We start from the raw sequence: 24,689 nt of genomic DNA, 5'->3' as shown, positions 1-24,689 counted from the left end.
GCGGGTTCTGACTGGAATTCGGGCAGTTGCAGCCAGCGGTGCAGCAATGCTGCTCCTGGCCTCATGCGTTCCGATCCAAGCCCTTGAACCGGCTCCCGAGCGCCAGGATGTCCCTGCTGCGGAGCTGGACGGCAAAACCGTTGTTGAAGGCGGAGACCTGGTAATGGCACTCTCCGCTGAACCGGACCGGTTGGACCCCACCACCTCTTCCTCTCTGTATACGCGCTACGTCATGCAGACCATGTGCCAGAAGCTCTACGACATTGACGCAGAAGGCCAGCTGGCTCCGCAGCTGGCAACCGAACTTCCCGACATCTCCGCGGATGGACTAACTGTCACCATCCCGCTGCGGACGGATGCTGTTTTTGCGGACGGAACTCCCTTCAACGCAGAAGCGGCGAAGACGACTTTGGAGCGGCATTTGACGCTTGAAGGATCCACCCGCAAAGGCGAGCTGGGGCCCATCACCAGCATCGAGGCCGTTGGCGAGTTCGAGCTGGAAATTGCTTATGGAACGCCCTTTGCACCGTTGACCGCGGCTTTGGCCGACCGTGCAGGCATGATGCTCTCACCCGCTGCCTTGGAGCAGGCAGGCGCCGCCTTCGGTGACCATCCCGTGTGCGTGGGGCCGTTCAAGTTCAAAAACCGGGTTCCCCAAACGTCCATTTCGGTGGAACGGGATCCGCTGTATTACGACGCCGGTGCCGTCCATCTGGACACCATCACGTACCGCATCATGACGGATGCCAACATCCGTGCTGCCAACCTCAGGTCCGGGGACGTTCAGGTGGCCGATACCATTTCGCCCCAGGATGTGGATGCATTGGTCCAGGAAGAAGGACTGGGTGTCCTGCAGATCGGATCTCTGGGTTACCAGGCCATGACGATCAATATCGGGAACGTCGACGGGACAGGAGAGCCGCCGGGTGACGTCGGCACGCCTTTGGCACAGCAGGCCGACATCCGCCGTGCACTGTCCATGTCCGTTGACCGTGAGGCACTGGTCAACACCGTCTTCAACAGCTGGTACGAGCCGGCCTGCTCACCCGTATCTCCGGACAGCCCGTACGCCTCGGAGCTGAGCGAAGACTGTGTTGACTATGACCCCCGGGCGGCACGCGCCCTGCTGGAATCCACCGGTGCGCCGGTGCCCTTTCCCATCACCATGCAGGTCACCAATTCTCCGGACACCCTGCGTTACGCACAGGCACTCCAGGCAGCTGTGTCGGAGGGCGGTTTTGACCTGACGATACGCCCGGTGGAGTATTCCACTTTGCTGGACGTCCAGACCCGCGGCGATTTCGAAGCCCTGCAGCTTGGCTGGTCGGGCCGCATTGATCCGCACGGAAACATGTCCAACTTCCTGAAAACCGGCGGGGGCAACAACTATTCCGGCTACTCGAACCCGGACGTGGACCGCCTGCTGACGGAGGCCGCACAATCGACTGATCCCGCCGTCCGGGCTGAACTCTACGGACAGGTGGTCAAGCAGGTGCAGATCGACAATCCCATTCTGTATCTCTACCGGGTGCGCAGCCTTACCGGCTACACCAAAGAGGTAGCCGGTGTGGCGACCTATCCCGACGGCGTGGTCCGGCTGGGTACCGCAGCGTTCGTGGAAAAGGAGGACTGAGCATGCTCCGCTATCTTGGTACGCGGCTGTGGCAGTCTGCGCTCACGCTGGTGCTGGCCTCGCTGGTCATCTTCTTTGGCGTCCGTCAGCTGCCCGGCGATCCGGCGCTTGCAATGGCCGGGGAGGAAGCCACTCCCGAGCAGGTTGAAGCAGTTCGGGAGCAGCTGGGCCTCAATGAGTCAGTTATTACCCAATACGGGAAATTTATCGGCAACATGTTCCGAGGTGATTTTGGAACCTCCACCCGCACCGGCACGGCCGTTACCGACCTGATTGCCACCACGCTTCCGGTCACGCTGTGGCTCTCGGCCTATGCCATTGCCGTGGCCGTGATCGTGGGCATCCTGTTCGGCGTCATCGCCGAACGCTTCCGCGGCCGGTGGCCGGAATGGGCGGCCAACGGCTTTGCCCTGATCGGACTGTCCGTGCCCAACTTCTGGCTGGGCATTCTGGCCATCCTCTACCTGGCCGTGACGCTGGGCTGGTTCCCGGCCTCCGGGTACGTAGACATCACCGAGGATCCGGTGCGCGGGATCTACTACCTGACCCTGCCGGCGCTCATCCTGGGCACCGGACTTGCAGCCGTGATCATGCGCCAAACCAGGGCCTCCATGATCGAGACCATGAACACCGACTACGTCCGGACGGCACGGGCCAAAGGCCTGGGCCGCGGCAGGGTCCTTATGCGGTACGGACTGCGCAATTCCCTGATCGTGGTCGTCACCATCGTGGGCCTGCAACTGGGCGGACTGATCTCCGGGGCCGTGGTGACGGAGCGAATCTTCGCCCTCCCCGGTTTCGGCAAGCTCACGTTGGACGCAGTATTTACCCGCGACTATCCGGTCATCCAAGCCGTGGTTCTGATCATCACCGTCTCCTACATCCTGATCAACCTGGCCGTGGACATTCTGTACTCCCTGATCAATCCGCGTATCCGAGTCGGAGGAAGCAACTAATGGCTGTTACCGAGACCGTTCTTCCCCCCATCCCTCCCGGATCTGATCAGGGACTGGGATCCGGGCGCGGCAGGGTGCTGAAATCCCTCCTGCACAACCCGCTCGGATTGACCGGCGGGATCCTGCTGGCACTCGTTGTTCTGGCCGGACTCCTTGCCCCGCTGCTTGCCCCCTACAGCCCTACCCAGGTTCACTTCGAGACGCCGTTCCAGAAACCGGGCACGGTGGGTTTCCTGCTGGGGACCGACGACCTGGGCCGGGACATCTTTTCCCGTCTGCTCTACGGAATCCAGGCCTCCCTGAAGGTTGGAGCGCTGTCCGTGGCGCTGGCAGTGGTGATCGGCACCCCCCTTGGGTTGTTGGCCGGATACTGGCGGTGGCTCGACGGCATCATTTCCAGGCTCACCGATGTAACTCTCGCCTTCCCTTTCCTGATCATTGCCGTGGCACTGGCGGCCATCAGCGGCCCCAGTCTCACGAATGCCGCCATTGCCCTGGGTATCGCCCAGGTGCCCACGATGATCCGGGTGGTCCGGGGTGAGACCCTGCGGATTAAGGAGAGCGATTTCGTGCTCGGCGCCAAGACCATGGACGCCTCGGGCTTGCGGATCATCTTCAGCCACGTCCTGCCCAACGCCGCCTCGGCCGTCATTGTGCAGGCAACGGTGATCATGCCCGTGGCGGTGATCGGAGAGGCACTGCTGTCCTTCCTGGGCTTGGGCATCCAGCCGCCAACCCCCAGCCTGGGCATCATGCTTTCCGATGCCCAGCAGTACATCTTCCGTTCGCCCACCGCCGCCATTTTCCCGGGCTTGGCCATCGCAGCAATCTGCCTCTCCTTCAACCTCTTTGGGGACGCCCTGCGCGACGCCCTGGATCCGACCAACACCAGCCGAAAGTGACATCGAGACTATGACCTACACAGCACCCGATTCCTTCACCACCCGCCCCACGCTCCAAGGCACCTTCGGCATGAGCGCTTCCACCCACTGGCTGGCCACCGCTTCTTCCCAGGCCGTGCTGGAACGCGGCGGCAATGCCTTTGACGCGGCCGTCGCCGCAGCCTTCGTCCTGCACGTGGTGGAGCCGCACCTCAACGGTCCCGGCGGAGATATGACCGGGGTCTTCGTGACCGCCGACAATCCGTCGGAACCGGTGGTGCTGATGGGCCAGGGAGCCGCGCCGGCGGCTGCCACCCGGGAGCATTATCTTTCCGAGGGCCTGGAACTGGTGCCCGGGGCCGGTGCCCTGGCCGCAGCCGTTCCCGCCGCCGTCGACGCCTGGCTGATGCTGCTGCGGGATCACGGCACCTGGGAACTTGGTGACGTGCTCGCTTTCGCGGCGAGGTATGCGCGCAACGGCCATCCGGTGGTGGGGCGGGTCGGCAGCACCATCGCCTCCGTAGCGGATCTCTTTACTGAGCACTGGCCCACCTCGGCCGCCCAGTGGATGCCCGAAGGGAAGATTCCGGCGGACGGGGACATGATCCGCAACGAGGCGTATGCGGCGGTCCTGGACCGGCTGGTGGACGCGGGCAGTTCCGCAGGCAGCCGTGAAGAACGGATCGACGCCGCCCGCCGCGAATGGCGCGAAGGCTTCGTGGCGCGCGCTGCCGTGGATTTCCTGTCCGTGCCGCACCGCCATTCCTCCGGCGCAGACCATGCCGGGGTGATGACGATGGAAGACTTCGCCTCAGGCAGTGCTTCCTACGAACCGGCACTGACGTATGAGTTCCGCGGCCACACCATCGCCAAGACCGGTCCCTGGGGGCAGGGGCCGGCGCTGCTGCAGACTCTGGCCATTCTGGCCGGCTACGAGGACGAGTATCTGGATCCCTCCACCGAACTTGGCGCGCACACGATCCTGGAGGCGCAGAAGCTGGCCATCGCCGATCGCGAGGCCTACTACGGCGACGCCAATGTGCCGATGGACTACCTGCTCAGCGAGGAATACGCCGCCTCCCGCCGCGCGCTGATCACGGAAAAGGCCTCACACGAGTTCCGCCCCGGCACGGTGCCCGGGCACACTCCGTTTCTTCCGCCGCTGCGCACCGAGTACTTCGCGCCGGCACTGGCCGGGCAGCATGCCTTCGCCGGCGTGGGGGAACCCACCGTTATGCCCACGGGGGAGACCCGCGGCGATACCTGCCATGTGGACGTGGTGGACCAGTGGGGGAACATGGTCTCGGCGACACCGTCGGGCGGCTGGCTGCAGTCATCGCCCACCATTCCGGAGCTCGGCTTCTGCCTGGGTTCACGGCTGCAGATGACCTGGCTGGAGGAGGGGGCGCCGTCCACCCTCGCCTCAGGCAAAAGGCCGCGGACCACACTGACACCCACCCTGGTGCTCAAGGACGGCAAACCGGTCACGGCCCTGGGCTCGCCCGGCGGCGACCAGCAGGACCAGTGGCAACTGCTGTACCTGCTGCGTACGCTCGTGGGCGGATACTCGCCGCAGCAGGCTGTGGACGCCCCCGCCCTGCACACCACCTCCATTCCGGGATCCTTCTATCCGCGGACCTGGACACCCGGCGGGGCCGTGGTGGAGGACCGTCTGGGCGACGCCGTCATCGAAGGTCTAGAGGCCCGCGGCCACGTGGTGACCCGGGCCGGGGACTGGGCCCTGGGCCGCCTGTCCTCCGTGGTCAGCGATCCGGCCACCGGGCTGCTCAAGGCCGCCGCCAACCCGAGGGGAGCGCAGGGATATGCAGCAGGACGCTAAGCCGGCTGATCTGGCCACGCTGCTCGCCGTCCGGGACCTGGAAGTCAGCTTCGGCGGCACACCCGTCCTGCACCGCATCAGCCTTAATCTTCGCCGCGGCGAACGAGTGGCCATTGTGGGGCAATCCGGATCGGGTAAGTCCACCACCGTCGCGGCAATCCTGCGGCTGCTCCCCGGCAGCGGACGGATCACTGGAGGATCCATTGACCTCGACGGCCAAGATCTCGCCGTCGCACCGGAAGCCCGGATGCGCGGGATTCGAGGCCGGCAGATCGGGCTGGTGCCCCAAGACCCCATGTCCAATCTCAATCCGGCCATGAAGGTGGGAGCGCAGATTGCTGACGCTCTGATCAGCAACGGCAGGCCCGGGGTTACGGAGAACAACAGGGAAGGCGTGAAACGACGCGCGGTGGAGCTGATGACGGAGGCCGGTATCCCTGATGCTGAGCGCCGTTACGGCCAATATCCGCACGAGTTTTCCGGCGGCATGCGCCAACGCGTGCTCATCGCCATTGCCCTGGCGGGTGATCCGGAACTGCTGATTGCCGATGAACCCACCTCTGCCCTGGACGTTACGGTCCAACGCCAGATCTTGAATCACCTGCAGAAGCTGGTGGAGGCGCGGGGCACCACACTGCTGTTCATTACGCATGATCTGGGGCTGGCTGCCGACCGGACCGACCGGATTATTGTCATGGCGGATGGACGGATCGTGGAGGAAGGAACTCCGCAGCAGATCCTGTTGGATCCCCGGCAGGACTACACAAAATCACTGGTGGCAGCGGCGCCGTCGGTCTCCGCTGCGCTTTCACCTGAGGATTCTTCTGCGGCAGCGGCTCCGGGAGGCGGTGTTCCGGAGCCGGTGGTCCAGGTTCACCGGCTGGTGAAGGAATTCAAGCTCCGGGGCCAGCGGGGGCAGGTTGTGCGGGCATTGAATGACGTGTCCTTCACCGTTACCAGGGGAACCACTACGGCTGTGGTGGGAGAATCCGGATCCGGCAAGACAACAGTGGCCCGTATTCTGCTGGGATTGGAGACGCCCAGCGGTGGGGAAGCGCTGGTGGGTGGCCAATCTATCTCTGCCAGCCGCGGGCCGGAACGAAGGCGGCTCCGGCGTATGGTCCAGCCCGTGTTTCAGGACCCTTACGGCTCCCTGGACCCAACCTTTAGTATTGAGCGGCTGATCGACGAACCGCTGCGCATCTTCGGCATCGGCGACCGTAAAAGCCGCCGCAGCCGCGTGGCGGAGCTGCTGGACCAGGTGGCGCTGCCCCGCAGCATCGCCCAGCGCCGGCCGAATGAGCTTTCCGGGGGACAGCGCCAGCGGGTAGCCATCGCGCGTGCGCTGGCTCCGGAGCCGGAACTCCTGATTTGCGACGAAGCGGTGTCAGCGCTGGATGTGCTGGTGCAGGACCAGATCCTGTCGCTGCTGGCGGATTTGCAGGACAGGCTGGGGCTCACCTATCTGTTCATCACGCATGATCTCGCAGTCGTCCGGCAGATTGCACATAATGTAGTAGTCATGAAATCCGGAGAAGTCATTGAGCGAGGGACCACGGACCAGGTCTTCCTTGCCCCGCAGGAGCAATACACTTCGGAGTTGCTGAGTGCGATTCCGGGAGCAGCATTTGCCGGCTGAATCAGCGTCTGCCGGGCCTCCCGAGTCCGCCGCCCCCAAGGAACGCATTGAAGATGAAATCCGCCGTGACATTATCTTCGGTGTCCTGACGCCCGGAGTCCGGATCACGGAAGCGTCACTGGCTCGCAAATACGGCCTGTCCAGGGTGCCGGTCCGGGAGGCGCTGCGCACCCTGGAAGCGGAAGGATTCGTAGAGTCCAAACCGTATGCCGGTTCCACCGTGGCCAACATTCCGGTGGACGAGGCTGATGATCTCTTCGCGGTCAGGGCAGTGGTGGAGACCGCCACCGCCCGCCGGGCTGCGACGCGCGCCGGCAGGCAGCTGGCTGCCGGAACCCCCGATGAGCACTGGTGGACGGTTCGCGGCCGGATCGCCGAGATCCTGGCCGCCGGTGATACCGCCGTGACCGAGGGCGCCCTGGAGAAACTGCCGGAGCTCAACGTGCGCTTCCATCTGGCGGTAGCCGAACTGGCGGACAGCCGTTCATTGACGGCGCTGCTGCGTCAGCTGGCTGGCAAGATTGAATGGCTCTACGCCGCCGACGTAGACAACCGGGGCAAGGATTCCTGGAGCGAACACCGTGAACTCATGTCCGCCGTGGACTCCGGAGATGCCGCCCGGGCCCAGGAATTGATGTACTCCCATGTGGAGCAGTCCCGTGCCGGGTATCTGAGCCGTTTCGCTCCGGCGACCCCGCCACAATAGAAGCTGCCGCTCCGGCGGGGAGCAGCAGCTTCTATTCGGGGAGGCCGGTTAAGCAGCCGGCACCGCTGTGCCGCCGCCGGCGGTGCGCCGGCGCTGCCAGAAGGTCCACGCCAGCCACGCGCCCCACACGAGAAGCAGCACCACGGCTCCCATGATGAAAGTGGAGATATCCAGCGGTCCGGTCCGACCCGCGATGATCAGGAATCCCCACCAGGAAACGGCGGCCACAGCCAGCAGGTTCACGGCCGGCGCCAGGGCTGCCGCTCCGCTGCGGGTCCGGACGGCTGTCACCACCACGTCAACTGCCATCAGGACGGTCAAGGCGGTCACCGTACCGGTGGCGAAGGCCACCACCTCCGGCGAGACGTCGCGGTTGGCGAACCACAGGATCAGGATCATCACCGCGGCTGCCAGTGCCAGCGCCTGCACGACGGCGGCAAGCAGGTTTAGTCCCAGCAGACGCCGCTCAGCATCCCGGCGCTTGCCCGGGATGTTGGACCAGGCTTCGCGCCGGAACCACGCCGATGCGAGGTTGGCGAAAAGCAGGGTTGATCCGGCCGCGATGAACGGCGTCACGAAGTTGTTGCTCAGCACCCACATGAGGGCGGCGACGGCCGCGAATACCTGCGGCGACCCGATGATGCCCAGCAGCCACGAAACCAGGAAAGGCCGGCGGGCGGCTGCCAGATCCAGCGGGTGGACCAGATACTGGTCATTGGCGTCGGGAAGCTGGACGCGTTCATTGATCTGTTTCACGGAAACCTCCAGGGGACCGTGTCCAGGTGCGGGCCGCGCAGGCCGCCCCGGGCGATGTCATAGATTTTCTGCCGGGACACGCCCAGCTCTTCAGCAACCGTGACGGCGCTGAAGTCCTCCAGCAAATCCGCCGCGGCGAGTGATCGGATACCGGAAGCCCTGCGGCCCAGCTGGGCCGCCAGGGCCCCAACTTCTCCGGCGAGCAGTGCGGCGGCAAGCATGCCGCCAAAGGGGTCCGCCCAGCCGGGTGCTCCGGCCAGGGCTGCCGCATACAGCCGGTCCCCGCCGTCGGCCAGGACGGCTTGGACCTCCAGTGCTGACAACCCTGCAGCCTCGAAGCGGGCGGCAACGCCTGCCCGTTCTGCCGGAGGCCGGTGGGTCAGGACCCTGTCCCACGATGGTTCGGGGATGTCATCCCCGGGGTGACTGAACATGTTTCCGAGTGTGCGCGCGGTCCAAAGTCCTGTCTACCCCCTGGTGACAACTTTTTGAAACGGTCTGTGCCCGGTCGGTGTGAGCGGGGTCAGTTACCCGTCCAACCCGTTCCGCCAGTCCCGGCCCGTTCACAGGTTGCAGGCCCTCGCCTACGATGGGCTGAAAGCGGGATTCATCCTATGTGAGCGAGGCTCTGCCATGGCCAACATCACCACTCGACCGGTCACCAAACTGGGAATCGTGGGCGCGGGGAGCGTGGGAACATCCCTCGCCTACGCAGCCATCATCCGTGACGCCGCCCGCGAAATCGCCATCTATGACATTGATGCCGCCAGAGCCGAAGCGGAGGGACTGGATCTGGCCCACGGCACGCAGTTCACCGGCGCCAACACTGTGACCGGCGGCGGCCGGATTGAGGCACTCGCGGGCTCGGACGTCATCGTTATCACCGCCGGTGCACGGCAGAAGCCCGGCCAGTCGCGGCTGGAACTGGCGGGGGTCAACGTAGGAATTATCCAGAACCTCATGACGCAGCTGATGGAGCAGGCGCCGGACGCGGTGTACGTGATCGTGACCAACCCCTGCGATGTCCTGACCGTGGCTGCCCAAAAGGCCTCGGGCCTGCCATGGAACCGGGTCTTCTCCTCGGGCACCGTGCTGGATACGTCCCGGCTGCGGCTGCTGCTGGCGCGCGAAGCGCATGTGCTGATGACCAGCGTGCACGCCACAATCATTGGCGAGCACGGGGACTCGGAATTTCCCGTCTGGTCCAGTGCTTCCATTGGACCGGTACCGATCCGGGAATGGATGCTCAGCGGTCGGCAGGTGTTTACGCAGGAATACCTCGACGCCGTCACGCAGGATGTGGTGACCGCGGCGTACAAGGTGATCGAAGGAAAGGGTGCCACGAACTATGCGATCGGCCTGGCCGGCGTGCGGATTGTGGAGGCCATCATGCAGGCGCAAAATGCGGTGCTGCCGGTATCGGCGATCATGCACGGAGCCTACGGAATTGACGGTGTGGCCCTGTCCCTTCCGTCGATCGTGGGGATCAACGGCGTCTACCGGATGCTGGAGATGCCCTTGGACGACCTCGAAACACGGCACCTGCAGGCTTCCGCAGAGACGCTGCAGAACACCCTCACCAAACTTGGTGTGTAGCCGGTGAGGGTGTTCGGAACAGTGTGCCCGGCGGCCGGGCCGCGCGGACCTAGGCGCGGACGGGCACTGCCGGTTCGGCGCCGTCCTTGGAAATTCGCACGGCGTCGTCGAATTCGGCGTCGATCTCAGCTGAGGGCTTGAAAGTGAAACGGCTGACCAGCACGGTCAGGACCAGATTGACGAGGAAGCCCGGGATGATTTCATACACGTCGCCCAGGATGCCGGGCAGCTCGACGGTTCCCCAGACATAGGCGGTCACCGCACCGCCGATCATGCCGGCCAGTGCACCGGCGGTGCTGAGCCGGCGCCAGAAGAGGGCCAGGATGATGGTGGGGCCAAAGGCTGAACCGAAGCCCGCCCAGGCAAAGCCGACCAGGTCCAGGATGCTCGCGTTGCGGTCCAGTGCAATCAGGATGGAGACCACGGAGACCAGCAGCACGGCCAGCCGTCCCAGCATCACCATGGAACGCGGCGACGCGTTCCGCTTGAGTACAATCCGGTACAGGTCCTCCACCAGGGCCGAGGACGTGACGATCAGCTGTGAGGAAATGGTGCTCATGATCGCGGCCAGGACGGCCGCCAGGACGAAGCCGGCCACCAGCGGATGGAAGAAGATCTGCGAGAGCTCCAGGAACACGGCCTCGGGATCAGCCAGGGTGAGGTTGTTCTGCTGGAAGTATGCCGCCCCGATCAGGGCGGTCATCAGGGCGCCGATGACGGTCAGGAGCATCCAGCCCACGCCGATCCGGCGTCCGGCCACGGCGTCCCGGGGTGAGCGCAGAGCCATGAAGCGGACAATGATGTGCGGCTGCCCAAAGTAGCCCAGGCCCCAGGCCAGCGCAGAGACGATGCCGACGGCGGTGCCGCCGGCGATGGGGTCCAGCATGTCCGGGTTGATCTCGCGCAGCGAGTCGGTCATGCCGCCGAGGCCGCCCACCTGGGTCAGCCCGACCGCCGGAACGAGGATCAGGGCGGCGAGCATCATCAGGCCCTGGACGACGTCGGTGTAGCTGGCGGCGAGGAAGCCGCCGAAAAGGGTGTAGGCGATGGTCACGCCGGCCACGATCAGCATCCCGGCCAGGTAGCTGGAGCCGAAGGAGCTTTCAAAGAAGACGCCGCCGGCCACCATGCCGGAGGAAACATAGAAGGTGAAGAACACCAGGATGATGAGGCCCGAAACCACCCGCAGAACCCGGGAGCGGTCCTTGAGCCGGTTCTCCAGGAAGCTGGGGACCGTGATGGAGTTGTTGGAAACCTGGGTGTAGGAGCGCAGGCGGGGCGCCACGAACTTCCAGTTCAGCCAGGCGCCGGCGGTAAGGCCGACGGCGATCCAGCCTTCCACCAGTCCGGAAACGTAGATGGCGCCCGGCAGGCCCATCAGCAGCCAGCCGGACATGTCCGACGCTCCGGCGCTGAGGGCGGCGACACCTGGCTTCAGGTCCCGGCCGGCCAGCATGTAGTCGTCAAGATCGGTGGTGCGCCGGTAGGCCCACCAGCCGATCGCGAGCATGGCGAGCATGTAAATCGCCATGGCGATTAACTTGTACGTCTGGTCAGTCATGGTTTTTTTAGCCGTTCACTCTGGTTACGTATCTCGGTCAGGGCCCGGAAGCCCGTCCAAGTATGCCAAGCGTCACAGTGAGCGGGAAATTGGCGTCCCTGCCCGGACCCGGATGGGCAAGGCAGGCCGCGGGCCGGTCCGGATCATCCAGCCGGGATGATCCGGACGCGGCAGCTAGGCGCTGACGAAGCCGTCCGCGATGGCCAGCACCTCGTCCAGGATGTCCAGTCCCGCGCGGGCCTGGACATCGGTGATGTTCAGCGGCGGCACCACGTGGAGGCGGTTGAAGTTGGCGAAGGGCAGCAGCCCGCGGTCCTTGCACGCGGCAATCAGCGTGTTCATCTCCGGGCTGGAGCCGCCGTACGGGGCAAGCGGCTCCCGGGTTTCCCGGTCCTTGACGAGCTCGATGGCCCAGAAGACACCGGTTCCGCGGACCTCGCCGATGCTGGGGTGCCGTGCAGCCAGTTCCGCCAGCCCGGGTCCGAACACGTTTTCGCCGAGCCGGGCGGCATTCTCCACCATGCCTTCCTCGCGCATGGCGCCGATGGTCGCCACGGCTGCGGCGCAGGCCAGCGGATGTCCGGAATAGGTCAGGCCGCCGGGGTAGGCCGTGTCGGCAAAGGTGGCGGCAATTTCATCGGAGATCGCCACACCGCCCAGGGGCACGTAGCCGGAGTTGATGCCCTTGGCGAAGGTGATCAGGTCCGGAACCACGTCCCCGCCGTGTTCGACGGCGAACCACTTGCCGGAGCGGCCGAAGCCGGCCATGACCTCGTCGGCAATGAACATGATGCCGTAGCGGCGGGTCAGTTCGCGGACGCCGGCGAGGTAGCCCGGCGGCGGGACCATGATTCCAGCGGTGCCGGGAATGGACTCCAGCACGACGGCGGCAAAGGACGCGGGTCCTTCCAGCTGGATGATGGATTCCAGGTGCTCCAGGGCCCGCCGGCATTCTTCCTGTTCCGTGCTGGCGTGGAACTGGGACCGGTAGAGGAACGGGGCGTGGAAGTGCACGGTTCCGGCGGTGCCGTAGTCGTTCGGGATCCGGCGCGGGTCGCCGGTGATGTTGACCGCCAGCGCGGTGCCGCCGTGATAGGACCGGTAGGCGGAGAGGACCTTGTAGCGTCCGGTGTGCAGGCGGGCCATGCGGACGGCGTGTTCAATGGCGTCTGCGCCGCCGTTGGTGAAGAACACCGTGTCCAGGTTTCCCGGAGTCAGTTCGGAGACCAGCCGGGCTGCTTCGGACCGGGCGTCGTTGACGTACTGGGGTGCGACGGTGCAGAGTTTGGCGGCCTGTTCCTGGATGGCGGCCACCACCTTCGGGTGCTGGTGGCCGATGTTGGTGTTGACCAGCTGCGAGGAGAAATCCAGCAGCTTCCGCCCTTCGCCGTCCCACACATAGGAGCCTTCTGCACGGGTGACGGTCATGGGAGTGATCTGCTTCTGCGCGGACCAGGAGTGGAAGACGTGCTTGCGGTCCAGCTCATAAGCGCGGCGGCCTGCGGCCAGTTCTTCGGGGGATACCGTGGCGTCCGTGGTGCCGGGTTCAGTGGCTGTGCTCATGGTGCTGTTCTCCTTTTGCCGGTCCGGGTCTAAGCGTTATGTGGGAACCACTTTGCCACGGGGAAGGAAATGTGGGCCTCGGTGCGTGTGCGAGTCGCCGTCGCCGGGCTGATAGCCAGCACGGTGCCGCAGGCTCCCATGGTCCAGACTGATATCGTTTATCGACAATATCGGGAGACGATAATCCGCGGCGGTCCTTTGCGGAAGGCATCGGGGCAAGGCCTTGGGTTACCGCCTGACGCGGATACGGATTGGCCCCTTAGCCTCGGCGAGGTCCACCACTTCACCATGCTGCGTGATTTCCACGGCGCCGCGTTCCACCAGCCGGGCGGCTGCCTGCCGGGCACCGTCCATTAACGGGCGCCAGTCGTCGGGGGCCACCGCCCGAGCCGCATCGGAGGGGCAGATGGTGGAGGTGTCCGCCCGCGCCGCGAGCAGGGCCAGGATGGTTTCTTCCAGGCGCCGGCCGACGTCGTCCTGACGGGCGCCCGCACCTGCGCCCGTATCCGTTCCCGTGCCGCTGTTCGCAGCGCTGTTGTCCATGCAGGCCATTGTGCCGCGGAAACCGGCGCCCCGGAACCAGCCGCGGGACCGGGTGCTTATGACGCAGGAGTGACTCCTTCGTCCGCCGGCTCACCCGTTATCTGGCCGCGTCACAGCGGCAGCGTGAAATAACACAGGGTCCTTCGCCGTTGCACCTACCGTGCCCGGGTAAACAGCCACAGGGCGCAACGTGCAACGAAAGGCCGAAAACCCATGACTGTTCCGCTTTCGATCCTCGATCTGGCCATCATTGACGAGGGCGAAACCGCGCGCGATTCCTTCGCCTCCAGCCTCGCCCTGGCGCAGCACGCCGAAAAGCTGGGCTATCGGCGTATCTGGTACGCCGAGCACCACAACATGCCCACCATCGCCTCCTCGGCGACCAGCGTGCTCATTGGGTATATCGCCGCGCACACTGAAACCATCCGGCTCGGAGCCGGGGGAGTCATGTTGCCCAACCACGCGCCGCTGACCATCGCCGAGCAGTTCGGCACCCTGGAAACACTTTTCCCGGGTCGGATCGACCTCGGACTGGGCCGCGCACCGGGCAGTGACCAGAAGACCATGCGCGCCCTGCGCCGTGATCCCATGTCCTCGGACAGCTTCCCGCAGGATGTGCAGGAGCTGCAGGGCTACCTGACCGGCAACACCCTCATTTCCGGCATCGACGCGACGCCGGGCAAGGGCACTAATGTGCCGCTGTACATTCTTGGCTCCTCCCTGTTCGGTGCGAAGCTCGCGGCCGCCCTCGGACTGCCGTACTCCTTCGCTTCGCACTTTGCTCCGCAGGCGCTTCAGGATGCCGTGGCCATCTACCGCCGGGACTTCCGTCCCTCCGAACAGCTGGCCGAGCCGTACGTTATTGCCGGCGTCAACGTCATCGCCGCGGACACCTCCGAAGAGGCCCGGCAGATGTTCGAGGACGGGCAGCGCCGGCGGGTTACCCAGCTCTTCGGCCGGGACCGCACGTTCACCCCCGAGGAAGCCGACCTCATCCTGGAGTCCCCGGGCGGGCAGCAGGTCAAGCAGATGGGTCGTTACTCGGCGGTGGGCACGCCCGCCGAGGTCCGCGAATACCTGGACTGGTTCGCCACCCATGCCGACGCCGATGAACTGATTGTTGCCACCCAGACTCCGACCCTTGAATCACGGCTGCACTCGTTCGAGCTGCTGGCCGGCGTGACGGAGCTTGCCGGGGCATAACGCGGGCCTGTGCTAGAAACGAAGCATGATTGAAACTCCGCAGGTCATCCAGTGTTCCGTCGGCATGCGCTGGGGGGACATGGACGCCTACGGCCACGTGAATAACGTGGAGATCCTGCGAATTCTGGAAGAAGCACGGATCCACGCCTTCGGCCCGCCCGGTGGTACGGGCGGGCCGGGGCGGGAACCCGTCGTCGCACTCTTCAATAACGTGCCTGAAGGCACCCAGGCGCTGGTGGCCGAGCACCGCGTGAAGTATCTGTCTCCGCTCACCTACCGCAACATTCCCGCTGACATAGCCGTGTGGATCAGTGCGCTGAAGGCTGCCAGCCTGACAATTGCCTACGTCATCCGCGATCCGGTGACGGCGGAACCGTGCGCCAAGGCCGAAACAACACTGGCCTTTGTCGACGGCGGAACCGGCAGGCTGCTGCGGGTCTCCCCGGAACAAAAGCAGCTCATGGTCCCGTATCTGGGCCCGTCCGTCTTCTAACCGTTCTCCTGCCCAGCGGGACTGGCGGAGTCCGCCCGCGCCGTGTTGGCTAGGGTGGAGGCCAACAGGAGCGCACAACGCTTCTGCAGAGATCAACAGGTGGGTTCGTGACGCAGCGCAAGACAGACCGAAAGAATATGCAGGGGGCTCAGACCCGTACGCGGATTCTTGAGGAAGCCATGCTTTTGGCCGCCCGCCACGGATACGAGGGCACCAAGCTGTCCATGATCCGGAAGTCCACAGGTCTCTCGGCCAGCTCCATCTACTGGCACTTCTCTGACAAGGACCAGCTGTTCGCCGCCGCGCTGGAACGTGCCTTTGAGGTGCAGTCGCAGTCCATTCCCAACTGGCTGGACTCGCCGCCGGGGCAGTCCCGGACAGCTGATTTGTACAGCAACATCCTGCAGTTTCCCCGGATTGACGACACCATGGCCTACTGGCGTTTCGGCCTCTCCATTTCCGTGGTCCGCCCCCGGGTTGATTCGCCCGCACGGGCCCGATTCCTGCAGATCCGCCGCGAAAGCACGCAGTGGCTGGCGAAGTGGTGGGAACGCACCCTGCCCGCGGGCTTGGAGCAGAGAAGGGCGGCTGCGCTGCTGCTGGGGCGGCTGACCATTGCTATCCGCGACAGTGAATTCATCCAGCGGCACGGCACACAGGAGCTCGACGACGACCGCGTCACCTGGATGATTGCTGCGTGCCTGGATGCTGCAGCGGACCGGGCCGTCGAACTGGCCTCCGCCCGGCCCCTGGATTCAGACCGGCAGGCTCCTGCTCCCGCCCCGCCGGCCCAGGACGGCGAAGAGAGCACCCGGGATGTATTCCTGCGGGCCGCCGAGGACACCATTGTGGAGTTCGGCTACGACGGCGTCACGGTGGCCCGGGTATGCGAAAAGGCAGCCCTGCCGGCCAGTTCGCTGTACTGGTCCTTCAAGGACAAAGACGAATTGATGGCCACAGTGGTGGACAACGCCTGCCGCGGGTGGGACAACGCAAAGCCCCAAATGCAGCCGCGCCCTTCCGACGGTGACTGGTCCGTTGTCCTCAAGGGACTGCTCCTGAATACGCTTGAGGGGTTTACGGCCCGGACCCGGATCCGCAGGTTGGGGCTGTTGCTGTTGCTGCGGACGGTTAGCGGTTCCGATGCCGGCACCCAGCGTCTGGAGCCCGTGCTGCAAAGCATGCAAAGCATGACCGATGAATGGTTCCGCAGCGTGCTGGCTCCGGAGCTGGAGCAGGAAGAGCGCTTCCAGCTGGCCGCCTACCTGTCCGAATGCCTCTTCCGGATCCTGGACGGCCTGATGCTGAGCAGGCAGATTGATGAGGGGCCCTGGGATCCGGAGCTGCTGGCCGATCTGACGAGCACGGCACTGCACCGTGTTGCCGCCCTGATGCAGGACGGCAACACGCCGGCGTTCAGCGCCTAGGCATCCACCTTCACCATGTCAGCGTCCGCGCCCACTTTCCGGGCCGCCCGCTGGAGCTCATCCGCCCAGCCCTGAATGGCGGCAGAATCCGCCTGCCGGGGAAGGTTGGCGATGCGCAGGACCAGGCGGACCTTGCCCTCTGAATCAAATACCGGCGCCAGCAGGGAGTCGACGTCGTACAGCCGGCCCTGTTCCAGGACCACCGGAGCATAGCTGCTGGAGGTGCGGGAAATGATCTGCCGGATCTCGCGTTCCTGTGCCGGCGTATAAACCCCGGAGGAGTACTCGCGCAGGGCTTCGTAGATTTGCTCGTCCTTGTACTCTCCGCGCATCGTCATGGACCAGCCGCGGCTGCGCACTGCTTCGAGGCGGCCGCGGTATTCCTCGGGGGTGCACTCGTCGCTGGGCAGGGCCCTGGACAGCCACCGGTCCACGGTGTCCGCATCCTCCCAGGCCAGGCACAGCTCACCCAGGGGAGGCATGAGCGGAATTCGTTCCCCGAGGCGGTCTGCCGTCCCGGGACCCGTTCCGGCAACAGCAACGTTGACCGCCATCTGATCGCTGATCACGGCCATTGCAGTGCACTCTGCGTCAAAGCGCTCCGCAAGCCGGTCCATTTCCTCCCGGCCCCGTTCGGCCAGCCGCACCCCGGTGATGAGGTCCGCTTCGAAGGGTGCGCTGAGTGAAAGCGGCGCAAACCGTCCGTAGCCGCCCTGGAAGAACAGCAGCGGAGCCACCGGACTGCACACCTGCAGTTCCTGGACGGCACCCAGCACAATCAGGTGATCGCCGGCGTCGCTGATGGACTCAAAGGTGCAGTCGATGTAGGCCACCACTGAATCCAGCACCGGGGCGCCGAGCGGGGACGGATGCCAGGAGACGCCGTCGAACTTGTTGGCAGTCCGCCCCGCAAACCGCCGGCATACGTCTTCCTGGTCCGCCGCCAGCACATTGACGCAGAACGAACCGGCCGTCCGCAGGCGCTTGAAGGTCTGCGAGGCGACGGTGGGAAGGAACGCCACCAGCGGCGGATCCAGGGACACCGAGGTGAAGGAACCCACGATCATGCCCACCGGCTCGCCGTCGTCGGCTATGCCGGTGATCAGGACCACCCCGGTGGGGAAGTGGCCCAGCACGTTGCGGAATACCAGCGGATCGCTGATCGCGGTGCGCTGTTCACCGTTACTGATTTCGCTCATCGTCTATGCCTTTCATCCGCCGTTTGTCCGGCTACTTACTGGCCAGCAGGTCCAGGGCCACGTCCACGATCATGTCTTCCTGGCCGCCGACCATGCGGCGCTTGCCCAGCTCCATCAGGATGTCCGTGGTGGGGATTCCGTACCGGCTGCTGGCCGTTTCGGCATGGCGCAGGAAGCTGGAGTAGACCCCGGCATAGCCGAGGGAGAGGGTTTCCCGGTCCACCCGGACCGGGCGGTCCTGGATCGGGCGGACCAGGTCATCGGCGGCATCCATCAGGGCCGGAAGGTTGCAGCCGTGATCCATTCCGAACTTGTCCGCAGCGGCGATGAAGGCCTCCAACGGAGCATTGCCTGCTCCGGCACCCATGCCGGCCAGCGAAGCATCCACCCGGTTGGCGCCGTGCTCCACCGCGGTCAGCGAGTTGGCGACGCTCAGCGACAGGTTCTCATGGGCATGGATGCCAATCTCCGTGGCGGGATCCAGCACCTGCCGGAATGCATCCACCCGCTCAGCCACACCCGGCATGGTCAGTGCGCCGCCGGAATCAACCACGTAGACGCAGGTGGCCCCGTAGCTTTCCATCAGCTTGGCCTGCTGCGCCAGCTCGGCTGCCGGACTCATGTGGGACATCATCAGGAAGCCCACGGTGTCCATGCCCAGTTCCCGCGCCGCGCCAATGTGCTGCGCTGAAACGTCCGCTTCGGTGCAGTGCGTTGCCACGCGGACCACCGAAGCGCCTGCACTGTGGGCGTCCTTGAGATGGTGGATGGTGGCGATGCCGGGCAGCGCCAGGGTGGCAACCTTCGCCTGCTTCACCACGCCGGCCACGGCGGAAATCCACTCGAGGTCGGTATGGGCGCCGAAGCCGTAAACACAGGAGGACCCGTTGATGCCGTCTCCGTGCGCAACCTCGATGGAGGCGACGCCGGCGTCGTCCAGGGCGGTGGCGATCGCCACCGCCTGGTCCACGGTGTACTGGTGCTTGATCGCATGCATGCCGTCACGAAGCGTGACGTCGGAAATGTAGAGCCTGCTCATGGTTATGCCTCCTGCATCGCCGCGGCGACGGGCTGTTCGGGGAACCCTGCGCGTTCTGCCCAGCGGTCGGCAACGGCCATGGCTGCGGAGGTCATGATGTCCAGGTTCCCTGCATAGGCCGGGAGGTAGTGCGCGGCGCCGGTCACTTCCAGCATCACCGTGACGCGGGTGCCTTCAAAGCGGCCGGTGCCGGGGATGTGAAGTGCGTTCTCCGGACCGAAGGTTTCAAACTGCACGTCCTGCTTGAGCTTGTAGCCGGGAACGTACTTCTGCACCTGCTCCGCCATGGACAGGACGGATGACTCGATGGCGGCGTGGTCCGGGGAGCCCTCCACCAGGGCGTACACCGTGTTGCGCATCAGCATCGGCGGTTCGGCCGGGTTCATGATGATGATGGCTTTGCCTGTCGCGGCGCCGCCCACCTCCACCAGTGCCCGGGATGTGGTTTCGGTGAACTCGTCGATGTTCGCCCGGGTGCCGGGTCCTGCGGAGCGTGAGGCCACGGAGGACACGATCTCGGCGTAGCGTACCGGCGCCACCCGCGAGACGGCGGCCACCATGGGAACGGTGGCCTGCCCGCCGCAGGTGACCATGTTCAGGTTGGGTTCCTCAAGGTGCTCCTCAAGGTTGACCACCGGCACGCAGTAGGGACCGACGGAGGCCGGCGTCAGGTCCAGGACCCGGACGCCGGTGTCCTTGAGCAGCTCCCAGTTGCTCAGGTGCGCCGAGGCGCTGGTGGCATCAAACACCACCCTGATGTCCTTGAAGTTCGGCAGGTTGAGCAGGCCCTGGATGCCGTCGGAGGTGGTGGGGATGCCCATGCCCGCGGCCCTCCGAAGCCCGTCGGACTCCGGATCAATGCCAACCATGGCGCCCATTTCCAGCCGTCCGGATCCGCGCAGCACCTTGATCATGAGATCCGTGCCGATGTTTCCGGAGCCGATGATTGCCACTGGCCAGCGTCTGTTGGATTCCACTATTTCTCCTCATGTGTGATGCGGACCTGTCCGAGTCCCTGGATGTGTGCAACTGCGTGGGAGCCCGGACCGAAATTCACCATGGGCCCAAGGGCTCCGGTCATCAGAATGTCGCCGTCGTGCAGGGGTCTTTCCAGTTCGGCCATGCGCCGAACCAGCCACAGTGCCGCCCGGTACGGATGGCCCAGGCACGCGGCGCCGGAGCCCACGGAGGCCACCGCTCCGTTGACTTCCATGACCATGCCGGCGGCCGCCAGATCCAGGGCCGCGGGGGACACGGGGCGTGTTCCGGTGACGATTTTTCCGCTGGAGGCGTTGTCCGCGATGGTGTCCAGGATGGAGATGTTCCAGTCCCGGATCCTGGAGCCGACAATTTCGATGGCGGGCAGCAGATAATCCACGGCTGCGATGAGTTCGGGCAGGGTGGTGTCCGGTTCGGGCAGGTCCTTCTTCAGGACCAGCGCCACCTCGGCCTCCACCCGGGGCTGCAGAACGTCCCCGGCTCCCAGGGTTTCGCCGTCCGCGAGGCACATGTCAGCGAAGAGGACCCCGAAATCCGGCTGGTCGACACCCATCTGGGCTTGCACCGCCTTGGAGGTGAGGCCGATCTTGCGTCCGACGACGCGGCGGCCGGAGGCAATCCAGACGTCTTCATTGGCGCGCTGCACTGCATAGGCGGCAGCAATTCCGCCGTCTTCCAGTGCTTCCCTGATCGGGTCAACTGCGACGCCGTCGCATTCGGCGCGGCGCAGGCGTGCGCCCAGTTCTGCAATCGTCCCCGCGGAAGCGGGTGCTGTGGTGATAGGTGAAGCCATTAGTCCTCCCAAATGAGGCTTCAGTATTGCGCGGAGGCTGCAGGCCGGGCCGGACAGTCCCGCAGAGCGGGATGGAACGGAGCGGCGGCCGCTATTGCCGCAGTCCTGTAGTGATGTGTACAGTGAAGCCACGCGATGTGGTTTAGCCCACATTGTTCCGTTTTAGGTTGTTGTGCCAAGGAGGTCGCTCAGCCATGTATCCGTTCCGACAGATGCCCCACACGCTTTCAGCTGGTCCGGTTCCGGGGGAGGACCGATGAGTATTTCAACAGGTTCCCGGCGGACCGTGGCCTGGCCCTCCGCGGCCGGAACCCTGGCGCCCGTTCCCGAAGGCGGGCTGCCGCCCTCCATGGCGGGTCGGATGACGCTGATCATGGAAGCGTTCGATGCGCGCGATGTCCGGCTCCTGCTGGACGAGATTGCCACCCGGACCAGCCTGCCCCGGTCAACCACACACCGGATTCTGGACCAGCTGGTTCAGCTGGGCTGGCTTGAGCACACGCCGGAGGGGTACGGCATGGGCTGGCGGTCGCTGCAGTTCTGCGGCCTCGACGACGGCCACAGCCGCATCCGCGCCGAAGCTGCGCCGTTGCTGCACACCCTGGCCATGCGTACGGGAATGGTGGTGCACCTCGCGGTCCTTAAAGGTCCCAGCATCCATTACCTGGACAAGGTTGGCGGCCGCGCTGCGGCAGCGGTTCCGTCCCGCGTGGGCGGCAGCGCTCCGGCGCATGCAACCGCGCTGGGCAAGTCCATGCTCGCCTGGATGACCCCCGAGCAGCTTGATGAGCTCTTCAAGAACGGGCTCCATCCCCACACCGGCCGGACCATCAGCGACCCCCAGAGCCTGTACGCCGAACTTCACCGCATCCGGCAGCGGGGCGGTCTGGCCTACGAGGCCGGCGAAAGCTACGAAGGCATTGCCTGCGTGGGAGCGGCGATCCGCGGCCGGCGCAGTAAGCCCGTGGCAAGCATTTCGCTGGTGGGCCGCAGCGAGGACCCTCTGGAGCGGATGGCTCCGCTGGTGATCGACGCCGCCCGCCAGATATCCGCCGCTCTGTTCCCCTGCTGATCCCGGTCACCGGCCGGCGCTAGCCCCCGGATGCCGGGGGATTCAGCACGGCCCGGACGGATCTGCGGCTGAATTTCCATTCTGAACCGATGCGCACAAACTGGTCCGTGTACAGGCCGAGGGAGTCCTTCCGGGTACCGTCCGGGTTCAGGCCGAAGGCTTGAAAATACGCGGTGGCGGAGGCGGTGTCTGAAGCGACGTCAATAATGTGGTTGAAGACCAGATGAACTGTGCCCGAACCCGCGTGGGCATTGATGGTGGCGTGGAAGAACGCACGCAGGTCTGCCGTGCCCGAAATCTCCGCGAGCCCCCATGCACTGCCGTCCCACACGCCGTCGTCCGCGAACAGGGAGACCAGCTCATCCAGCCGTCCGTTGTCCAGGCATGCGGAATACCGGTGCATCAGCTTCTGGAGCTGTTCGACGTCGGTGGCCGCAGTGCGGGTTGCCGCTGGCTGCGCCGGGAGAGTATCCATCGGGTTCCTTCCGGGAAAGGGAAGCAGAGGCCGGCGGCGGAGGTGCATCTGAGGGCTCCTCCGCCGCCGGCCTGATCTGCAGGTCTGTTCCTAGAGCGCGGCCACTGCCTGCGGCGGTGTGAAGGCGGCCAGGGGCTCACCGGCGGAATGGTCATGGCCCCAATAGCTTTCGGAGGTGATTTCCTCAGCCGTGTAGTAGGACTCGTCCACGAGCATGCCGGCGGTGCCGAACTCTATGTCCCAGCCGCCGGGTGCGCGGACGTAGAAGGACACCATCTTGTCGTTGGTGTGGCGGCCCAGGGCAGCCGAGAGGCTGAAGCCCAGCTTGGTGACCTTGTCCAGTGCGCGGCCAACCGTGTCCAGGTCCTCAACCTCCACCATCAGGTGAACCAGACCCGGCTCTTCGCCGTGCGGGGCCGGGCCGATGGCCAGGCTGTGGTGGCGCTGGTTCACACCGAAGAAACGGAACCGGACGGCGGGCCGGCTCGGACCCAGTCGTACGGCACCGCGCGGCAGGAAGCCCAGGACGTCGGTGTAGAACGACGTCGTTTCCCCCATGGCGGTGGTGGGCAGCACCACGTGGCCCATGCCCTGGGCGCCGGTGACAAACTTCTGCGCGTAGCCGGTGATCAGGGGGCTGTGGTCCAGGCGCGGACCGAAGAAGACCTCCACGGGTGTGCCGCCGGGATCGGTGAAGGTGATGACCTGCTCCAGGCCCCGCTGGTCATTTTCCTCCTCGGTCAGCCAGGTGACGCTGATGCCGGCGTCCTCCACGGCCTTGGCCACGGCAGCCAGGCCAAACTGGTCGCGGACCTCCCAGCCCACGGCCACTACTGCATCCTTCTCGCCGGGAAGGACGATCAGGCGTGATTCCCGTTCATCCATCCGCAGGTACAGGCCGTCCGGGTCGGGGCCCACGGTTTCGGCAAAGCCAAGACCTTCGACAGTCAGTTCACGCCAGCGGTCAATGTGCTTGGTTTGGACCTTCAGATAGCCCAGTCCCTTGATGTGAGTCATGTGCTTCCTCGCTTTACTGTTGGGGGTTGATGTCATCCGGAAGTTTTAGACCATCGACGTCAGGTTGGCGGGCGGTTCCATCCCCAGTTCGGTGAGGACAGCCGCGTGGTAAGTGGGCCCGGGTACGTGGATGGCGTGGGCAAGGCCCATGTGGGCGTCGCGCCAGAAACGCTGGATGGGGTTATTCATGCGCAAACCGTTTCCGCCGGAGCGGGACAGGATGGTATCGACGGCGGCAGTGGCCCGCCACGCGGCCTGGATCTGCGTCCGGCGGCCCACGGCCCGCTGCTCCAGGGAAACGTCGCGGCCCGCAGCCACCGTGTCGTAGATGCGGCTGATGTTGTCCAGCAATGCTGCGCGGGACGCCCGGATCTCGCCGGCGGCCTCGCTGACGGCATACATGCTGTACGGGTCCTGCGTGCTCTTGGTGCCGTTGCCCTGCTGGCGGTGGCGCTGGTACTCCAGGTGGGAATGCAGGGCACCCTCGGCGATGCCGATCACTGCTGAGGTGAGCCCCAGCGGGAACAGGCAGTAGAAGGGGATGCGGTGGATGGGTTCGGTCTTGCCGGCCTCGCGGGCCGTCTTGCCTTCAAAGAGCTCGGACTGCAGCACCACCCGGTATTCGGGGACAAAAGCGTCCTTGATGATGACATCCTTGCTGCCGGTGCCTTTCAGGCCCACCACATCCCAGGAATCTTCAACAATGGTGTAATCGGCGCGGGGAACCACAATGTGCACGGACTGGACCGGCTTCAGCGGCTTACCCTCGGCATCACCGATGAAGGCTCCCAGAATCACCCAGCTGGCATGATCGGTGCCCGTGGAGAACTGCCAGTGACCGTTGACCTTGTAGCCGCCGTCGACCGGGGTGGCCACCCCCATGGGGGCGTAAGGGGAGGAGACCCAGGTGTCCTCGTCCCGGCCCCAGATTTCCTCCTGCAGCTTGGGGGACATGATGTCCAGTTCCCAGGGGTGGACGCCGACGACGCCGGAAACCCAGCCCGCAGCGCCGTCGAGGGCGGCGATCTTCATGACCGTCTCGGCGAACTCGGCCGGGTGCGCCCGCGTGCCGCCGTATTCCACCGGTGCAAGCAGCTTCATGACCCCGCTTTGGCGCAGGATGTCCACGGTACCGTCGCTGAGTTTGCCCAGGTCTTCGTTTACCTGGCCATAGGAGCGAAGCTCCTCACCGCGCTCGGTCAGCACATCTGAACTTGCAGTAATGGTCATTGCACGCATCTCGCTTTCTCTTCGGGGCATTTCCGCCGCCGCTGGTGAAAACCTAGGCGTGCTGCTCC

23 protein-coding genes are annotated in these 24,689 nt (G+C 65.2%); 11 read left to right on the top strand and 12 right to left on the bottom strand.

The window, feature by feature from the left end:
• Positions 1-46: 46 nt before the first annotated feature.
• The 6 genes from AC4D2Q_RS08715 to AC4D2Q_RS08690 are packed head-to-tail and all read left to right on the top strand — an operon-like array spanning position 47 to position 7,655.
• Positions 47-1,633: an ABC transporter substrate-binding protein gene (locus AC4D2Q_RS08715; RefSeq protein ID WP_490946067.1), complete on the top strand. Its 1,587-nt coding sequence runs from the start codon at positions 47-49 to the stop codon at positions 1,631-1,633.
• A gap of 2 nt (positions 1,634-1,635) precedes the next feature.
• Complete coding sequence (locus AC4D2Q_RS08710) at positions 1,636-2,589, top strand: ABC transporter permease (protein ID WP_490946066.1); 954 nt, start codon at positions 1,636-1,638, stop codon at positions 2,587-2,589.
• Positions 2,589-3,491, top strand: coding sequence for an ABC transporter permease (locus AC4D2Q_RS08705; protein WP_490946065.1), 903 nt, complete (start codon positions 2,589-2,591; stop codon positions 3,489-3,491). Before AC4D2Q_RS08710 ends, AC4D2Q_RS08705 begins: the two co-directional genes overlap by 1 nt.
• A gap of 10 nt (positions 3,492-3,501) precedes the next feature.
• Positions 3,502-5,310 (top strand): gamma-glutamyltransferase family protein, encoded by a 1,809-nt coding sequence (locus AC4D2Q_RS08700; protein WP_490946064.1) that lies wholly within the window; start codon positions 3,502-3,504, stop codon positions 5,308-5,310.
• A complete protein-coding gene (locus AC4D2Q_RS08695) occupies positions 5,294-6,949 on the top strand; it encodes a dipeptide ABC transporter ATP-binding protein (RefSeq protein WP_490946063.1) in 1,656 nt (551 codons plus the stop codon). Before AC4D2Q_RS08700 ends, AC4D2Q_RS08695 begins: the two co-directional genes overlap by 17 nt.
• Positions 6,939-7,655, top strand: coding sequence for a GntR family transcriptional regulator (locus AC4D2Q_RS08690; protein ID WP_490946062.1), 717 nt, complete (start codon positions 6,939-6,941; stop codon positions 7,653-7,655). Before AC4D2Q_RS08695 ends, AC4D2Q_RS08690 begins: the two co-directional genes overlap by 11 nt.
• A 48-nt stretch (positions 7,656-7,703) precedes the next feature.
• Here the strand turns inward: AC4D2Q_RS08690 and AC4D2Q_RS08685 are convergent, their stop codons facing one another.
• Positions 7,704-8,411: a hypothetical protein gene (locus AC4D2Q_RS08685; protein WP_490946061.1), complete on the bottom strand. Its 708-nt coding sequence runs from the start codon at positions 8,409-8,411 to the stop codon at positions 7,704-7,706.
• Positions 8,408-8,845: a hypothetical protein gene (locus tag AC4D2Q_RS08680; protein WP_490946060.1), complete on the bottom strand. Its 438-nt coding sequence runs from the start codon at positions 8,843-8,845 to the stop codon at positions 8,408-8,410. Before AC4D2Q_RS08680 ends, AC4D2Q_RS08685 begins: the two co-directional genes overlap by 4 nt.
• Before the next feature lie 199 nt (positions 8,846-9,044).
• On the opposite strand from AC4D2Q_RS08680, the gene AC4D2Q_RS08675 reads away from it, so the two are divergent.
• Complete coding sequence (locus AC4D2Q_RS08675) at positions 9,045-10,007, top strand: L-lactate dehydrogenase (protein ID WP_490946059.1); 963 nt, start codon at positions 9,045-9,047, stop codon at positions 10,005-10,007.
• A gap of 49 nt (positions 10,008-10,056) precedes the next feature.
• Here the strand turns inward: AC4D2Q_RS08675 and putP are convergent, their stop codons facing one another.
• The 3 genes from putP to AC4D2Q_RS08660 form a co-directional block, all read right to left on the bottom strand.
• Positions 10,057-11,568 carry a sodium/proline symporter PutP gene (gene putP, locus AC4D2Q_RS08670; RefSeq protein WP_490946058.1) on the bottom strand — a complete coding sequence of 504 codons (1,512 nt, stop codon included), beginning with the start codon at positions 11,566-11,568 and terminating at the stop codon, positions 10,057-10,059.
• A gap of 174 nt (positions 11,569-11,742) precedes the next feature.
• Positions 11,743-13,131: an aspartate aminotransferase family protein gene (locus AC4D2Q_RS08665; RefSeq protein ID WP_490946057.1), complete on the bottom strand. Its 1,389-nt coding sequence runs from the start codon at positions 13,129-13,131 to the stop codon at positions 11,743-11,745.
• Positions 13,132-13,359: 228 nt separating this feature from the next.
• Positions 13,360-13,674 (bottom strand): DUF3253 domain-containing protein, encoded by a 315-nt coding sequence (locus AC4D2Q_RS08660; protein ID WP_490946056.1) that lies wholly within the window; start codon positions 13,672-13,674, stop codon positions 13,360-13,362.
• Between the two features lie 213 nt (positions 13,675-13,887).
• Here AC4D2Q_RS08660 and AC4D2Q_RS08655 point away from each other — a divergent pair, with 213 nt between their 5' ends.
• The 3 genes from AC4D2Q_RS08655 (at position 13,888) to AC4D2Q_RS08645 (ending at position 16,797) form a co-directional block, all read left to right on the top strand.
• Complete coding sequence (locus AC4D2Q_RS08655; RefSeq protein WP_490946055.1) at positions 13,888-14,877, top strand: LLM class flavin-dependent oxidoreductase; 990 nt, start codon at positions 13,888-13,890, stop codon at positions 14,875-14,877.
• A 25-nt stretch (positions 14,878-14,902) separates the two neighbouring features.
• The gene (locus tag AC4D2Q_RS08650; protein WP_400927133.1) at positions 14,903-15,370 is read left to right on the top strand and encodes an acyl-CoA thioesterase; all 468 of its coding nucleotides are present in this window, start codon (positions 14,903-14,905) and stop codon (positions 15,368-15,370) included.
• A 137-nt stretch (positions 15,371-15,507) separates the two neighbouring features.
• The gene (locus AC4D2Q_RS08645) at positions 15,508-16,797 is read left to right on the top strand and encodes a TetR/AcrR family transcriptional regulator (RefSeq protein WP_490946054.1); all 1,290 of its coding nucleotides are present in this window, start codon (positions 15,508-15,510) and stop codon (positions 16,795-16,797) included.
• On the opposite strand, the gene AC4D2Q_RS08640 is transcribed toward AC4D2Q_RS08645, so the two are convergent.
• From AC4D2Q_RS08640 to AC4D2Q_RS08625, 4 genes are read right to left on the bottom strand one after another with little or no spacing between them, the layout of a single operon-like run.
• Positions 16,794-17,996: a flavin reductase gene (locus AC4D2Q_RS08640; RefSeq protein WP_490946053.1), complete on the bottom strand. Its 1,203-nt coding sequence runs from the start codon at positions 17,994-17,996 to the stop codon at positions 16,794-16,796. The genes AC4D2Q_RS08645 and AC4D2Q_RS08640 overlap by 4 nt on opposite strands.
• 31 nt (positions 17,997-18,027) lie before the next feature.
• Positions 18,028-19,035 (bottom strand): 4-hydroxy-2-oxovalerate aldolase, encoded by a 1,008-nt coding sequence (gene dmpG, locus AC4D2Q_RS08635; RefSeq protein WP_490926982.1) that lies wholly within the window; start codon positions 19,033-19,035, stop codon positions 18,028-18,030.
• Positions 19,036-19,037: 2 nt separating this feature from the next.
• The gene (locus tag AC4D2Q_RS08630) at positions 19,038-20,012 is read right to left on the bottom strand and encodes an acetaldehyde dehydrogenase (acetylating) (RefSeq protein ID WP_490946052.1); all 975 of its coding nucleotides are present in this window, start codon (positions 20,010-20,012) and stop codon (positions 19,038-19,040) included.
• Positions 20,012-20,827, bottom strand: coding sequence for a 2-keto-4-pentenoate hydratase (locus AC4D2Q_RS08625; RefSeq protein WP_490946051.1), 816 nt, complete (start codon positions 20,825-20,827; stop codon positions 20,012-20,014). Before AC4D2Q_RS08625 ends, AC4D2Q_RS08630 begins: the two co-directional genes overlap by 1 nt.
• Before the next feature lie 256 nt (positions 20,828-21,083).
• On the opposite strand from AC4D2Q_RS08625, the gene AC4D2Q_RS08620 reads away from it, so the two are divergent.
• Positions 21,084-21,899: an IclR family transcriptional regulator gene (locus AC4D2Q_RS08620; RefSeq protein WP_490926985.1), complete on the top strand. Its 816-nt coding sequence runs from the start codon at positions 21,084-21,086 to the stop codon at positions 21,897-21,899.
• Positions 21,900-21,918: 19 nt separating this feature from the next.
• On the opposite strand, the gene AC4D2Q_RS08615 is transcribed toward AC4D2Q_RS08620, so the two are convergent.
• From AC4D2Q_RS08615 to AC4D2Q_RS08605, 3 genes are all read right to left on the bottom strand, one after another.
• Complete coding sequence (locus tag AC4D2Q_RS08615; RefSeq protein WP_490946050.1) at positions 21,919-22,374, bottom strand: nuclear transport factor 2 family protein; 456 nt, start codon at positions 22,372-22,374, stop codon at positions 21,919-21,921.
• 90 nt (positions 22,375-22,464) lie between these two features.
• Positions 22,465-23,391, bottom strand: coding sequence for a VOC family protein (locus AC4D2Q_RS08610; protein WP_490946049.1), 927 nt, complete (start codon positions 23,389-23,391; stop codon positions 22,465-22,467).
• 45 nt (positions 23,392-23,436) lie between these two features.
• Positions 23,437-24,621 carry an acyl-CoA dehydrogenase family protein gene (locus AC4D2Q_RS08605; protein WP_490946048.1) on the bottom strand — a complete coding sequence of 395 codons (1,185 nt, stop codon included), beginning with the start codon at positions 24,619-24,621 and terminating at the stop codon, positions 23,437-23,439.
• Positions 24,622-24,689: the final 68 nt, after the last annotated feature.

The sequence above is a fragment of the Arthrobacter sp. TJ-178 genome (genome assembly GCF_058269275.1).
The sequence above is the reverse complement of the archived record's forward strand: the minus strand, read 5'-3'. Positions and strand labels throughout refer to the sequence as shown.

What these genes read in the sequence shown, in the direction of transcription:
- AC4D2Q_RS08695 (WP_490946063.1), top strand. Translation starts at nt 5,294, where the DNA reads ATGCAGCAGGACGCTAAGCCGGCTGATCTGGCCACGCTGCTCGCCGTC.
- AC4D2Q_RS08610 (WP_490946049.1), bottom strand. Translation starts at nt 23,391, where the DNA reads ATGACTCACATCAAGGGACTGGGCTATCTGAAGGTCCAAACCAAGCAC.
- AC4D2Q_RS08620 (WP_490926985.1), top strand. Translation starts at nt 21,084, where the DNA reads ATGAGTATTTCAACAGGTTCCCGGCGGACCGTGGCCTGGCCCTCCGCG.
- AC4D2Q_RS08675 (WP_490946059.1), top strand. Translation starts at nt 9,045, where the DNA reads ATGGCCAACATCACCACTCGACCGGTCACCAAACTGGGAATCGTGGGC.
- AC4D2Q_RS08640 (WP_490946053.1), bottom strand. Translation starts at nt 17,996, where the DNA reads ATGAGCGAAATCAGTAACGGTGAACAGCGCACCGCGATCAGCGATCCG.
- AC4D2Q_RS08605 (WP_490946048.1), bottom strand. Translation starts at nt 24,621, where the DNA reads ATGACCATTACTGCAAGTTCAGATGTGCTGACCGAGCGCGGTGAGGAG.
- AC4D2Q_RS08615 (WP_490946050.1), bottom strand. Translation starts at nt 22,374, where the DNA reads ATGGATACTCTCCCGGCGCAGCCAGCGGCAACCCGCACTGCGGCCACC.
- AC4D2Q_RS08705 (WP_490946065.1), top strand. Translation starts at nt 2,589, where the DNA reads ATGGCTGTTACCGAGACCGTTCTTCCCCCCATCCCTCCCGGATCTGAT.
- AC4D2Q_RS08665 (WP_490946057.1), bottom strand. Translation starts at nt 13,131, where the DNA reads ATGAGCACAGCCACTGAACCCGGCACCACGGACGCCACGGTATCCCCC.
- AC4D2Q_RS08715 (WP_490946067.1), top strand. Translation starts at nt 47, where the DNA reads ATGCTGCTCCTGGCCTCATGCGTTCCGATCCAAGCCCTTGAACCGGCT.
- AC4D2Q_RS08625 (WP_490946051.1), bottom strand. Translation starts at nt 20,827, where the DNA reads ATGGCTTCACCTATCACCACAGCACCCGCTTCCGCGGGGACGATTGCA.
- AC4D2Q_RS08655 (WP_490946055.1), top strand. Translation starts at nt 13,888, where the DNA reads ATGACTGTTCCGCTTTCGATCCTCGATCTGGCCATCATTGACGAGGGC.
- AC4D2Q_RS08700 (WP_490946064.1), top strand. Translation starts at nt 3,502, where the DNA reads ATGACCTACACAGCACCCGATTCCTTCACCACCCGCCCCACGCTCCAA.
- AC4D2Q_RS08645 (WP_490946054.1), top strand. Translation starts at nt 15,508, where the DNA reads ATGCAGGGGGCTCAGACCCGTACGCGGATTCTTGAGGAAGCCATGCTT.
- dmpG (WP_490926982.1), bottom strand. Translation starts at nt 19,035, where the DNA reads ATGAGCAGGCTCTACATTTCCGACGTCACGCTTCGTGACGGCATGCAT.
- putP (WP_490946058.1), bottom strand. Translation starts at nt 11,568, where the DNA reads ATGACTGACCAGACGTACAAGTTAATCGCCATGGCGATTTACATGCTC.
- AC4D2Q_RS08660 (WP_490946056.1), bottom strand. Translation starts at nt 13,674, where the DNA reads ATGGACAACAGCGCTGCGAACAGCGGCACGGGAACGGATACGGGCGCA.
- AC4D2Q_RS08710 (WP_490946066.1), top strand. Translation starts at nt 1,636, where the DNA reads ATGCTCCGCTATCTTGGTACGCGGCTGTGGCAGTCTGCGCTCACGCTG.
- AC4D2Q_RS08650 (WP_400927133.1), top strand. Translation starts at nt 14,903, where the DNA reads ATGATTGAAACTCCGCAGGTCATCCAGTGTTCCGTCGGCATGCGCTGG.
- AC4D2Q_RS08680 (WP_490946060.1), bottom strand. Translation starts at nt 8,845, where the DNA reads ATGTTCAGTCACCCCGGGGATGACATCCCCGAACCATCGTGGGACAGG.